At 71.1% G+C, this 12979-nt stretch carries 10 protein-coding genes; 8 read left to right on the top strand and 2 right to left on the bottom strand.

Going from position 1 to position 12979, the window contains the following annotated elements; all coding sequences use genetic code 11:
- Positions 1-3 precede the first annotated feature (3 nt).
- The 4 genes from ACYVOO_RS38975 to ACYVOO_RS38960 all read left to right on the top strand — a co-directional run bounded on the left by ACYVOO_RS38975 (position 4) and on the right by ACYVOO_RS38960 (position 3164).
- Positions 4-732: a YggS family pyridoxal phosphate-dependent enzyme gene (locus ACYVOO_RS38975; RefSeq protein WP_461020461.1), complete on the top strand. Its 729-nt coding sequence runs from the start codon at positions 4-6 to the stop codon at positions 730-732.
- A gap of 158 nt (positions 733-890) precedes the next feature.
- On the top strand, positions 891-1529 hold the full coding sequence (locus tag ACYVOO_RS38970) for a cell division protein SepF (protein ID WP_453346344.1): 639 nt from the start codon (positions 891-893) through the stop codon (positions 1527-1529).
- 77 nt (positions 1530-1606) lie between these two features.
- On the top strand, positions 1607-1891 hold the full coding sequence (locus ACYVOO_RS38965; protein ID WP_453346343.1) for a YggT family protein: 285 nt from the start codon (positions 1607-1609) through the stop codon (positions 1889-1891).
- A 52-nt stretch (positions 1892-1943) separates the two neighbouring features.
- Positions 1944-3164 (top strand): DivIVA domain-containing protein, encoded by a 1221-nt coding sequence (locus tag ACYVOO_RS38960; protein ID WP_461020460.1) that lies wholly within the window; start codon positions 1944-1946, stop codon positions 3162-3164.
- A gap of 159 nt (positions 3165-3323) precedes the next feature.
- Here ACYVOO_RS38960 and ileS read toward each other — a convergent pair whose 3' ends face one another.
- On the bottom strand, positions 3324-6464 hold the full coding sequence (gene ileS, locus ACYVOO_RS38955) for an isoleucine--tRNA ligase (protein WP_461020459.1): 3141 nt from the start codon (positions 6462-6464) through the stop codon (positions 3324-3326).
- Positions 6465-6928: 464 nt separating this feature from the next.
- Here ileS and ACYVOO_RS38950 point away from each other — a divergent pair, with 464 nt between their 5' ends.
- Complete coding sequence (locus ACYVOO_RS38950) at positions 6929-7816, top strand: TraR/DksA family transcriptional regulator (RefSeq protein WP_461020458.1); 888 nt, start codon at positions 6929-6931, stop codon at positions 7814-7816.
- Between the two features lie 33 nt (positions 7817-7849).
- Positions 7850-8506: a signal peptidase II gene (gene lspA / locus ACYVOO_RS38945; RefSeq protein ID WP_453351095.1), complete on the top strand. Its 657-nt coding sequence runs from the start codon at positions 7850-7852 to the stop codon at positions 8504-8506.
- Positions 8507-8568: 62 nt separating this feature from the next.
- On the opposite strand, the gene ACYVOO_RS38940 is transcribed toward lspA, so the two are convergent.
- Positions 8569-9894: a metallopeptidase domain-containing protein gene (locus ACYVOO_RS38940; protein WP_461020457.1), complete on the bottom strand. Its 1326-nt coding sequence runs from the start codon at positions 9892-9894 to the stop codon at positions 8569-8571.
- Between the two features lie 139 nt (positions 9895-10033).
- Here ACYVOO_RS38940 and ACYVOO_RS38935 point away from each other — a divergent pair, with 139 nt between their 5' ends.
- Together ACYVOO_RS38935 and ACYVOO_RS38930 are read left to right on the top strand one after the other, a co-directional pair.
- The gene (locus tag ACYVOO_RS38935; RefSeq protein ID WP_461020456.1) at positions 10034-10975 is read left to right on the top strand and encodes an RluA family pseudouridine synthase; all 942 of its coding nucleotides are present in this window, start codon (positions 10034-10036) and stop codon (positions 10973-10975) included.
- 2 nt (positions 10976-10977) lie between these two features.
- The gene (locus tag ACYVOO_RS38930; protein WP_461020455.1) at positions 10978-12579 is read left to right on the top strand and encodes a Na+/H+ antiporter; all 1602 of its coding nucleotides are present in this window, start codon (positions 10978-10980) and stop codon (positions 12577-12579) included.
- Positions 12580-12979: the final 400 nt, after the last annotated feature.

Genomic DNA, 12979 nt, shown 5'->3' with positions numbered 1-12979 from the left:
ACCATGACGGATCTCACGGCCCGTAAGGCCGAACTCGCCGAGAACCTCGCCCGAGTGGAGCAGCGCATCAACGGCGCGTGTGTCGCGGCGGGGCGCGAGCCCGGTGACGTCACACTGATCGTGGTCACCAAGACCTACCCCGCGAGCGATGTGCGGCTGCTGGCCGAGCTGGGGGTCACGCACGTCGCGGAGAACCGGGACCAGGACGCGGCTCCCAAGGCGGCCGAGTGCGCCGGTCTCGGGCTCCAGTGGCACTTCGTCGGCCAGCTCCAGACGAACAAGGCCCGTTCCGTGGCCGGTTACGCCGACTTCGTCCACTCCGTGGACAGGTCCCGTCTTGTGACCTCGCTCGCGGGCGCGGCAGGGCGTGCGGGGCGCGAGCTGGGCTGCCTGATCCAGGTCGCGCTCGACGCCCCGTCAGGCTCCCTGGGCAGCAGGGGCGGTGTGGCCCCCGACGCGGTGGAGGGGCTGGCCGATGCCGTGGCGGAGGCCGACGGGCTGCGGCTCGCGGGCCTGATGACCGTGGCGCCCCTGGAGGGGCCCTACGCGGGCCGTCCGGGGGCCGCCTTCGAGCGGCTGAGGGAAATCTCAAGCGGCCTGCGAGCGGCGCATCCTGCTGCGAACATGGTGTCAGCAGGGATGAGTGCGGATCTCGAAGAGGCGGTGGCTGCCGGTGCGACACATGTACGTGTCGGCAGTGCGGTACTCGGAGACCGACCCCGGCTCCGGTAACGTCGCGAAGCAAGTCGGACCACAGCAGAAAATATGGTCATTTCCGTCGGTCCGGCAGACCGGGCGGAGAGGCCGCGTGGATCCAAGGCCACCGGTGACGGAGTCTGGGGTTTTCCCGACGGAGGCTGGGACCCACCACAGAGCGGAGGACGCAGAGAATGGCCGGCGCTATGCGCAAGATGGCGGTCTACCTCGGCCTCGTGGAGGACGATGGGTACGACGGCCCGGGGTTTGACCCCGACGACGAGTTCGAGCCCGAGCCTGAGCCCGAGCGGGACCGTCGGCGGCATGAACCGCACCAGTCACATCACTCCCTGCAAAAGACCGAGCCCGACGAGTCCGTGAGGGTCATGCACCCCCCGGCTCAGCGGGAGCGCGAACCGTCGCCGCCTCCGGCGGCAGCTACAGAAAGCGGACGATCCGGGAGAATTGCTCCCGTGTCATCCATCACACCTGAACGCCAGAACCTGGAGAAGAGCGCACCGGTGATCATGCCCAAGGTCGTGTCCGAACGGGAGCCGTACCGGATCACCACACTTCACCCCCGGACCTACAACGAGGCCCGTACCATCGGGGAACACTTCCGTGAGGGCACGCCGGTGATCATGAATCTCACCGAGATGGATGACACAGATGCGAAGCGACTTGTCGACTTCGCGGCCGGTCTAGTCTTCGGTTTGCATGGCAGCATCGAGCGCGTGACGCAGAAGGTGTTCCTGCTGTCTCCTGCTAACGTCGATGTCACGGCGGAGGACAAGGCCCGCATCGCAGAGGGCGGGTTCTTCAACCAGAGCTGAGACGCAGGACGCAGGATCAAGGGAACGGGCCGTGAGGCCGCACGAGAGCCAACAGGCAAGGGGAGAGGGCAGCGCAGATGAGAACCGCATTCGACGTGGTCCAAATCGCGCTGTACTGCTTCATGCTCGTGCTGATCTTCCGGCTGGTGATGGACTACGTCTTCCAGTTCGCCCGCTCATGGCAACCCGGCAAGGCGATGGTGGTCGTTCTGGAGGCCACCTACACTGTCACCGATCCGCCACTCAAGCTTCTGCGGCGGTTCATCCCGCCGCTGCGCTTCGGGGGCGTGGCGCTCGACCTGTCCTTCTTCGTGCTCATGATCATCGTCTACATCCTGATCAACGTCGTGGCCGGGCTGTGAACGATCGAAATGGTCTTGCCGATATGCCGACGACTTACGTTGAGGTGAAGAGATGCCACTGACCCCCGAGGACGTGCGGAACAAGCAGTTCACGACCGTCCGCCTCCGAGAAGGCTATGACGAGGACGAGGTCGATGCCTTCCTCGATGAGGTCGAAGCCGAACTGACGCGCTTGCTGCGTGAGAACGAGGATCTGCGCGCCAAACTGGCCGCGGCCACCCGTGCCGCCGCGCAGAACCAGCAGCAGGGCGGTATGCGCAAGCAGGAACCGCAGGACCGGCAGGGCGGGGCACCCGTCCCCGCCGCCATATCGGGACCGCAGCCTGTGCCGCCCGGCCAGCACGGACAGCCCGGCCAGCAGCAGGGCGGCCCCGGTGGTCCGCAGGGCCCCGGCGGTCCCATGGGTGGCCCGCCCCAGTTGCCCGGCGGCCAGCCGCAGCTTCCCTCCGGTCCCGGCGGCCCCCAGGGCCCGGGCCCGATGGGTCACGGTCCCCAGGGCCCCGGCGGTCCGCAGGGCCCCGGTCCCCAGCAGCAGGGCGGCCCCATGGGCGGCCCGGGCGGTCCCGGCGGCCCCGGTGGACAGCTCCAGATGCCGGGTGGCGGCGGGCAGAACAACGACAGCGCCGCGCGCGTCCTGTCGCTTGCCCAGCAGACCGCCGACCAGGCCATCGCGGAGGCCCGTTCCGAGGCCAACAAGATCGTCGGCGAGGCCCGCAGCCGCGCCGAGGGTCTGGAGCGGGACGCCCGTGCCAAGGCCGACGCGCTGGAGCGGGACGCGCAGGAGAAGCACCGTGTCGCGATGGGCTCCCTGGAGTCCGCGCGGGCGACTCTTGAGCGGAAGGTCGAGGACCTGCGCGGCTTCGAGCGTGAGTACCGCACGCGTCTGAAGTCGTACCTGGAGAGCCAGCTCCGCCAGCTGGAGAACCAGGCGGACGACTCGCTCGCCCCGCCGCGTACTCCCGCCACGGCCTCGCTGCCGCCGTCCCCCTCGATGGCCTCGGCCGGCGCGCCCGCCGGTGCGGGTGCCTCCGCCGGGATGGGTGGCGGCCACCAGTCCATGGGTGGCAACAACCACACCATGGGTGGTCACGGTGGTCCGGCCAACGGCGGTCACACGCAGGGCGGTGGCCAGTCGTACGGCGGCGGCCAGCAGCAGATGTCCCCGGCGATGACCCAGCCCATGGCCCCGGTCCGTCCCCAGGGCGGGCCCCAGCCGACGCAGCAGGCGCCTTCGCCGATGCGGGGCTTCCTCATCGACGAGGACGACAACTGATTCCCCTCACGGGGCGCGGCTGAGGCTGCGTGAGCCACGACAAGGGCCGGGCCCGGGAGCACAAGCTCCCGGGCCCGGCCCTTTTGCGCTCTGCTGGTGACGACGCCGAGCCGGGCCCCACCATGGGACCCGGCTCGGCGTCGGAGGGCAGAGAAGCGGTTACACCTTGCGGAGGGTGAACGTCAGGGGGAGGGACTCGTCCCGGAACGGTTCGCCGAAGGAGCCGTCCGCGCCGGGCTCGTCCACGAGGGCGAAGTCCGACGCGAGGACCTCCTCGGCGATCAGCGAGGCGTGCTCCGTGAGCGCCAGCTCGACCTCCTCGTCCGCGGAAGCCCACCGCAGGGCGATCCGGTCAGCGACGTCGAGCCCGGAGTTCTTGCGGGCCTCCTGGATCAGGCGGATCGCGTCCCGCGCGAGGCCCACCCGGCGCAGCTCCGGGGTGATCTCCAGGTCCAGCGCTACCGTCGCACCGGAGTCGGAGGCGACGGACCAGCCCTCGCGCGGGGTCTCCGTGATGATGACCTCTTCCGGCGCGAGGGACACCGTCTCGCCGTCGACCTCCACCGAGGCCGTCCCCAGGCGCAGCGCGGCCGACAGTTCCGCCGCGTCCGCCTCGGCGATGGCCTTCGCCACGGCCTGGGTGCCCTTCCCGAAGCGGCGGCCCAGGGCGCGGAAGTTGGCCTTCGCCGAGGTGTCGACGAGGGAGCCGCCCACGTCGGAGAGCGAGGCGAGGTCGGAGACGTTCAGCTCCTCCGTGATCTGGGTGCGCAGATCGGGGGAGAGCGTCTCAAAGCCCTGCGCCCCCACCAGCGCGCGGGACAGCGGCTGCCGGGTCTTGACGCCGGACTCGGCGCGCGTGGCGCGCCCCAGCTCGACGAGGCGGCGCACCAGCAGCATGTCCTGCGACAGCTCGGGGTCGATCTTGCCGAGGTCGGCCTCGGGCCAGGACGCCAGGTGCACCGAGTCGGGCGCGCCCGGGGTGACGGGCACGACCAGGTCCTGCCAGACCCGCTCCGTGATGAAGGGGACGAGCGGGGCCATGAGCCGGGTGACGGTCTCCACGACGTCGTGCAGCGTGCGCAGCGCCGCCGCGTCGCCCTGCCAGAAGCGGCGGCGCGAGCGGCGCACGTACCAGTTGGAGAGGTCGTCGACGAAGGTGGAGAGCAGCTTGCCCGCGCGCTGCGTGTCGTAGTTCTCCATCGCGATGGTGACGAGATCGACCAGCGCGTGCAGCTCGCTCAGCAGCCAGCGGTCCAGCAGCGGGCGATCGGCGGGCGCCGGGTCGGCCTCGCTGGGGGCCCAGTCCGACGTACGCGCGTACAGGGCCTGGAAGGCGACCGTGTTCCAGTACGTCAGCAGGGTCTTGCGCACGACCTCCTGGATCGTGTTGTGGCCCACGCGCCGCGCCGCCCACGGGGAGCCGCCCGCGGCCATGAACCAGCGCACCGCGTCGGCCCCGTGCTGGTCCATCAGGGGGATGGGCTCCAGAGTGTTGCCCAGGTGCTTGGACATCTTGCGGCCGTCCTCGGCGAGGATGTGGCCGAGGCAGACGACGTTCTCATAGCTCGACTTGTCGAAGACGAGGGTGCCGACGGCCATGAGCGTGTAGAACCAGCCGCGGGTCTGGTCGATGGCCTCCGAGATGAACTGCGCCGGATAGCGCTTCTCGAACAGCTCCTTGTTCTTGTACGGGTAGCCCCACTGCGCGAAGGGCATCGAGCCGGAGTCGTACCAGGCGTCGATGACCTCGGGGACGCGCGCCGCCTCCAGCGAGCAGCCCTCGGCGGTGCAGCCGAAGGTGACCTCGTCGATGTAGGGGCGGTGCGGATCCAGGCCCGACTGGTCGGTTCCGGTCAGCTCGCTCAGCTCGGCCAGCGAGCCGACGCAGGTCAGGTGGCCCTCGGCGCAGCGCCAGATGGGCAGCGGGGTGCCCCAGTAGCGGTTGCGGGAGAGCGCCCAGTCCACGTTGTTGTCGAGCCAGTCGCCGAAGCGGCCGTGCTTGACGGACTCGGGGAACCAGTTCGTCCGCTCGTTCTCCCGCAGCAGCGCCTCCTTGACCCGCGTCGTGCGGATGTACCAGGACGGCTGCGCGTAGTAGAGCAGCGCGGTGTGGCAGCGCCAGCAGTGCGGATAGCTGTGCTCGTAGGCCACGTGCCGGAAGAGGAGGCCGCGCGCGTCCAGGTCGGCGACGAGGTCCTCGTCGGCCTTCTTGAAGAACTGCCCGCCCACCAGCGGCAACTCCGCTTCGAAGGTGCCGTCGGGCCGGACGGGGTTGACCACGGGCAGGCCGTACGCGCGGCACACCCGCATGTCGTCCTCGCCGAAGGCGGGGGACTGGTGGACGAGGCCCGTGCCGTCCTCGGTGGTGACGTACTCGGCGTTGACGACGAAGTGCGCTTCGGGGACGTCCACCAGCTCGAAGGGCGGCTGGTAGGCCCAGCGCTCCATCTCGGCCCCGGTGAAGCGCTGCCCGGTGGCCTCCCAGCCCTCGCCGAGCGCCTTCTCCAGCAGCGGTTCGGCGACGACCAGCTTCTCCCGGCCGTCGGTGGCCACCACGTAGGTGACCTCGGGGTGCGCCGCGACGGCGGTGTTGGACACGAGGGTCCAGGGCGTGGTCGTCCACACGAGCATCGCCGCCTCGCCCGCGAGGGGGCCCGAGGTGAGGGGGAAGCGGACGTAGACGGAGGGATCGACGACCGTCTCGTACCCCTGCGCCAGCTCGTGGTCCGAGAGCCCCGTGCCGCAGCGGGGGCACCAGGGGGAGACGCGGTGGTCCTCGGCGAGGAGGCCCTTCTTGAAGATCTCCTTCAGCGACCACCAGACCGACTCGACGTACTCGGGGTTCATCGTGCGGTAGGCGTCGTCCATGTCGACCCAGTAGCCCATGCGGGTCGTCAGCGCGGCGAACGCGTCCGTGTGGCGCGTCACGGACTCGCGGCACTTGGCGTTGAAGGCCGCGATGCCGTAGTCCTCGATGTCCTGCTTGCCGCTGAAGCCCAGCTCCTTCTCGACGGCCAGCTCGACCGGCAGCCCGTGGCAGTCCCAGCCCGCCTTGCGCGCGACGTGGTAGCCGCGCATGGTGCGGAAGCGGGGGAAGACGTCCTTGAAGACGCGGGCCTCGATGTGATGGGCGCCCGGCATGCCGTTGGCGGTCGGGGGGCCCTCGTAGAACACCCACTCGGGGCGGCCCTCGGACTGCTCAAGGGTGCGCGAAAAGACCTTGTTCTCCCGCCAGAAATCGAGCACGGCGTGCTCAAGGGCGGGCAGGTCGACCTGGGCTGGCACCTGACGGTATGGCATCGGCGGGACTTCCTCCGGCGGACAGACAAGAAGCAGGCATCTTCCGTCGGAGGGACGAGCGCGCGGCCTGACGGCAGCGGACCCGCGGTACCACCCTCCTTGACGGCGGGCCGGGCCCACCGTCCCCTCATTGGGGCAGCGCTGCCGGTTCTACTCGCCCGCTGCGAGGAGCGGGTTTTCTTCCGGCGGCTCGGGGGTGATCTTCACGTTCGCGCTCGCCCCCGGGCTCTCACCGTCCCCGGGTCGCTCCTGGCCGCTCACGGACGCTACTCGTCCCCTTCATCGCCTGTCGCCACCCCCCAGTGTACGGGGCTCCGCGTGCGGGGACCGAGCGGTTTTCGCAGGGCCGGGCGGGGCACAACGCTTGCAGACCGGCGTGCCCCGTTGCCGCGCGCCCGAAGTCGATTTATCGTTCCGGTCACGTTTCGCGAGCAAGATCACAATATGTGAAGGGGCCGCGGCCAATGGTGGCGAGAAAGACTGCCGGTAAGAAGACGGCGGCCGGCGACGAGTCCACGGAGAAGGCCGCGCCCGGGAAGGCCGTGGGTGAGGACGGGGCCGACGGCGGGAACAGGGCCGACGAGGCCGTGACGGGGGAAAAGGCGACGAAGGCCACGGCCAAGAAGGGCGTGACCAAGCGGAACGCGGGGAAGAAGACCGCGGCTGGAAAGAAGGCGGCGGCCAAGAAGAGCGCCGACGGATCTCCGGCGAGGAAAGCGACGACGAAGAAGGCGGCGGCCAAGAAGGCCGCCGCACCGGCCGAGGCGGCAGCCGCGGAGCCGACCGCCCGTAAGGCGGAGAAGGCCCCCGCGAAGAAAGCCGCCAAGAAGGCGGCGCCCGCGGAAGCGGACGCCGCGAAGACGACGGGAGCCCAGACGGTGGCTGCGAAGAAGACTCCGGTGGCGAAGGCCGAGAAGGTACCCACCGCTCGTGCGGCGTCGGGGACGCCCGTTCCGCCCGGCGAGCTGGCCGTACGGCCGGGCGAGGACCCGTGGACCCCGGAAGAGGTCGAGGAGGCCAGGACCGGGCTCGGCACCGAGGCCGAACGGCTGAAGAGCGAGATCGCGGCCTCCGAGGAGGCGCTGAACGGCCTGATGCGGGACTCGGGCGACGGCGCGGGCGATGACGACGCCGACACCGGCACCAAGAACATCACCCGCGAGCACGAGATGTCGCTGGCCGCTAACGCCCGCGAGATGCTCTACCAGACCGAGCGGGCCCTGGAACGGCTCGACGCCGGGACGTACGGACTCTGCGAGAACTGCGGCAACCCGATCGGCAAGGCCAGGATGCAGGCGTTCCCCCGGGCCACGCTGTGCGTCGAGTGCAAGCAGAAGCAGGAGCGCCGCTGAACGCCCCGTACCGTGGTGTCGTACCCTCGTTGCGTGACAGAGGTGGAGCGGGGCATCGATACTCCGGACGGGGCCGCGGAAGAGCCGGACGAGGACGCGCGGAGCGGGCGTTCCGGCGAGGACGTACGGGACGAGCGCCCCGGCGAGGAGACGCCGGGTGAGAGTTCCGGCGACGAAGCACCGGGCGAGACCGCGGCGGGCCGCGGGAGCAGGCGCATCGGTGTGCTCGTCGGCGTCGCGCTCCTCGCGTACGCGCTGGACCTCGCCACCAAGCTGATCGTCGTCGCCAAGCTGGAGCACCACGCGCCGATCCAGGTGATCGGCACGCTGCTCCAGCTCGATGTCATCCGCAACAGGGGCGCCGCCTTCGGGATCGGCGAGGCGCTGACGATCGTCCTCACCGTGATCGCGGCGGCGGTGATCGTCGTCATCGCGCGGATCGCGCGCAAGCTCTACAGCACGCCCTGGGCCATCGCGCTCGGGCTGCTGCTGGGCGGTGCCTTCGGCAACCTGACCGACCGGATCTTCCGCGCGCCCAGCGTCTTCCAGGGCGCGGTCGTGGACTTCATCGCGCCCAGTCACTTCGCGGTCTTCAACCTGGCGGACTCGGCGATCGTGTGCGGCGGTGTCCTGATCGTCATCCTCTCCTTCCGCGGCCTCGACCCCGACGGAACCGTCCACCGGGACTGACGGCTCCTCGCCGCCTTCCGAGGACTCCCCGGGAGGCACCCGCCCCACGCCTCACCTCCGGATCACCTTCGGGTGACGCGCACCGCGTACCCGTCGGCCGTCACCCCGGTCACCCGGACGTGGACGCCGTCGGGGAAGGTGTGGCTCCCGCCGGGCCGGAACGGCGCGTCCGCCAGTTCGGCCAGTTCGCCGGGGTCGCGGCCCGAGCAGGCGGGGCCGCCGCCGCTGCGCGGTGTGGCGTCCACGACGCGCACCGGGCCGCTGCCCGTGGGGACGCGGGAGTCCACGGTGTAGAGCAGCACCCCCTCGGCGCAGATGCCCCGGTCCAGGCCCGTCCTGGTGCGGGCCTCGGCGACGACGGCGCGGCTCGGGCCCGTACGGACGACCGCGATGCTCCCGCCTCCGGGCGAGGCGACGGGGCGCAGCTCGTGCTCCGAGGTGCCGGGGGAGCTGACGCAGCCGACCTGGTCGGTGTCGAGCCAGCCGAACTTCCACTTGTGCCAGCCCATGAGGTCCGAGATCCCCGCCATGCTCATGGTGTCCCAGCCGCCCGCGTGGCGGACCGAGGCGTCCTCGCCGGTGTCGTAGAGGTCGGGCAGCCCGTAGAGGTGGTTGGCCTCGTGGACGAAGTTGCCCCGCTGCCAGACGGCCGCGTCCTGGCTCCTGCCGAAGACGAGCGCGGCCCCCCGTATGGACGTGCCCGTCAGCCCCTGCCCCGCGCGCAGGCCCGTGAAGGTGTTGGCCTGGGAGACGGTGGGCGGCGCCGGGACGTTGTCGTCGGCGACGACGTAGACCATCTCGGTGCCGGTGAAGTCGGTGCCCCGGCGCTCGGCCGCGTCCAGCGCGTCCTGCACGTAGGCGCGCATGGTGGCCGTCGGGACGCCGCGTCCGATGCCGTACGAGGCCCAGGCGCGCGGCATCCGCACCCAGCCGCTCGTGGGCTCCAGATCGAGCCGGTACCTGCCGTGGGACGCCTGCGCGAGGTAGTCGTCCGTGAAGTCCGAGAAGAAGGACGCGCGGCGGGAGGGGGAGCCGCGCGCCGGGAGGTCGGGGAAGTCGACCATGATCATGACGGCTTTGCGGTCGCCCTGCGGCCGGACGAAGCCGGGCCCAGGCGGGCCCTCGTCGAAGCCGGGCCCAGGCACGACGGCGCACGGGCCCGACATCACCGAGGCCCCCGCGTGGTCGACGGGCATCAGGGCCAGGGCCGCGGTGGCCAGGGCCGTGGCGCCCGCGAGGGTGACGGCGCGACGGCTGTACGGGCCGCGACGGAGCGGACTGCGGCTGTGCGGGCCGCGGCGCGGGCGCCGGGACCCCGGGCGCGCTGACCGCCCGGTGCCCCGGCCCGGTATCGGATGGCTCCCGGACGCCGGATTCGTGCCACGCATACGTGCTCCCTCGCGAGGTCGGCACAGCGCCGTCGGCGCCCGTGGGTAGTGACACCGTCGCCAGCGGGAGAGGCCGTCGCACCCCGGGGCGGTCCGCGCGAGTGAGGGTGAACGGGCCACGTCCGGCATACTCGATCAGGTGAGCACGCTTCCCGAGATCCGCACCCTGCCCGTACCGGACGGCCTGGAAGGCGAGCGTATAGACGCCGCCCTGGCCCGGATGTTCGGCTTCTCCCGCACCAAGGCGGCCGAACTGGCCGCGGAAGGAAAGGTCCTGCTGGACGGGGCGGAGGCCGGAAAGTCCGACCGGGTCCACGGCGGCGCCTGGATCGAGGTCGAGATGCCCGCGCCACCCGCGCCCGTGCGGATCGTCGCGGAACCGGTCGAGGGAATGGAGATCATCCACGACGACGAGGACATCGTCGTGATCGTCAAGCCCGTCGGCGTCGCCGCGCACCCCAGCCCCGGCTGGTCAGGGCCCACCGTGATCGGCGGCCTGGCCGCCGCCGGCTACACCATCGCCACCTCCGGCGCCGCCGAGCGCCAGGGCATCGTGCACCGGCTGGACGTGGGCACGTCGGGCCTGATGGTCGTCGCCAAGTCCGAGCGGGCCTACACGCTGCTCAAGCGCCAGTTCAAGGAGCGCACCGTCGACAAGCGCTACCACGCGCTCGTCCAGGGCCACCCCGACCCGCTCAGCGGCACCATCGACGCGCCCATCGGACGCCACCCGCAGCACGACTACAAGTGGGCCGTCACCGCCGAGGGCAAGCCCTCCGTCACCCACTACGACCTCATCGAGGCGTTCCGCGCCGCCAGCCTCCTCGACATCAAGCTGGAGACAGGGCGCACCCACCAGATCCGGGTGCACATGTCGGCGCACCGGCACCCCTGCGTCGGCGACCTCACCTACGGCGCCGACCCCACGCTCGCCAAACGGCTGAAGCTGGAGCGGCAGTGGCTCCACGCGCTCCGGCTCGGCTTCGAGCACCCCTCCGACGGAAGCTGGGTCGAGTACGAGAGCGGCTACCCTGACGACCTCCAGCGAGCGCTGGACGTGGTGCGTGCGGAGAGTGCGTAAGCGTGGACCAGCTCGCCCTGCTCTTCGCCCTGCTGCTCGCTGCCGTGGTGATGGTGCCGCTGGGTGACCGGCTCGGGCTGCCCTCGCCCGTGCTCATGACCCTCTTCGGCGGGCTGCTGGCACTGCTGCCGTTCGTGCCCGACGTGCAGGTGCCGCCGGAGTTCATCCTTCCGCTGGTGCTGCCTCCCCTGCTCTACGCGACGGTCCAGCGCACCTCCTGGCGGCAGTTCGCCGCGAACAAACGGCCCATCTTCCTGCTCGCCGTCGCCCTGGTCTTCGTGACCACGGCGGTCGTCGCGTTCGTCGCCAACGCGCTGGTGCCGGGGCTCGGCATCGCGGGCGCCGTCGCGCTCGGCGCCCTCGTCGCGCCGCCCGACCCGGTCGCCGCGACCACCGTCGCGGGCAAGCTCGGGCTGCCGCGACGGCTCGTCTCCATCCTGGAGGGCGAGGGCCTCTTCAACGACGTCACCGCGATCACCCTCTACCACGTGGCCATCGCCGCCGCCGTGACCGGCAGCTTCTCGTGGCCGGGCGCGGCCGGGGAACTGGTCCTCTCCGCCGTCGTCGCCGTGGCCGTCGGACTCGCGCTGGGCTGGGCGGCCAACAAGCTCGCCGTCTACCTCGGCGACGCCACCCTCCAGACCGGCCTCTCGCTGCTGGTGCCCTTCGCCTCCTACGTACTGGCCGAGGAACTGATGGGCTCCGGCGTGCTCGCCGTCCTCACCACGGCCCTCTACCTCGGCTCGGGGCGCGCGGTCGACGCGGACGACGTGCAGGGGCGGCTCGCCGGACAGACCTTCTGGTCCATCGTCGACACCCTCGTCACGGGCATCGCGTTCGGCCTCATCGGGCTCGAACTCGCCGCCGTCATCGGACCCGTCAGCGGGCGCTGGAACGAGCTGCTGCCCGCGGCCGTCGCCGTGGTCGCCGCCGTCGTGGTCGTACGGCTGGCCTGGCTGCTCCCCGCCGCGTGGCTGGCCAAGCGGCTGCACCGGCACAAGGACCTGGACGAGGACATCCCCGTCAACTGGCGCGAGACCCTCGTCGTCTGGTGGTCAGGAATGCGCGGGGTGGCCTCCGTCGCGCTGGCCCTCGCCGTCCCCCTCACCGTCGACGCCTCGGCGGGCGGCGGGCCCTTCCCCGAGCGCGCCGCGATCCTCTTCATCGCCTTCGCCGTCGTCCTCGTCACCCTCGTCTTCCAGGGGCTGACGCTGCCATGGCTGGTCAAGCGGCTGAACGTACAGGCCGACAGCGCGGCCGAGCGCGAGCTGGAGCGACAGCTCGCCGTCCGCGTCGCGAAGGCCGCGAAACGGCGGCTCAAGGAGATCGAGGAGGTCGAGGAACTTCCCGAAGAGGTCTCCGAGCTGCTGGCCCGGCGGGCGTGGGACGTGGGGGCGCGGATCTCGCCCGACATCGTCGACGACGAGCGGCGGGAGGCGCACGCCAAGCGCGTGAAGCGGATGAAGAAGGTGCACCGGTTGAACGGGGAGCTGTTGTCGGCGGCGCGGCATGAGGTGCTGGCCGCGCGCGGCGAGCCAGGCGTTGACCCCGAGGTCTGCGACCGGGTGCTGCATCAACTGGACCTCCGCAGCTTTCGCGGCTGACGCCGCGTTTGAGGCGTTCCCTTTCCGTTTCGGGGTCAGCCTTCCGCCTAGTGGGGCTGCGCCCAGCCCCTGCGGGGCGACCCTTTCCCGAGGCGGGCCCCTCCTGGACCGTGCGCCCTCAGGGGGTGCGCCTGGTGTGGGTGCCCTTTGGGGTTTCGTTCGCGTGGTGCGGGCCGGTGGCACGGGTTGTGCCCACCCGTCCCGCCGAGCGGGACGCTTGCCCACAACAGTTTTGGCGCCGTCGCCCGGTGGGGTGCCGTCGTGTGGCTTGGCGCCGTGTTCGGCTGCCTGGCCGGTGGCTTCGGTGCGGCGTATGGACCGGTACGACGCGGCTGGCGCCGCGTGATTCATGGCTCGGACCGTGGATATGGGGCCCGTGTGTGGTGGGGGTCGGTGCCGT

The organism is Streptomyces daliensis, assembly GCF_054782395.1.
Note: the sequence above shows the minus strand (reverse complement) of the source record. Positions and strands in the feature narration are given on the sequence as shown.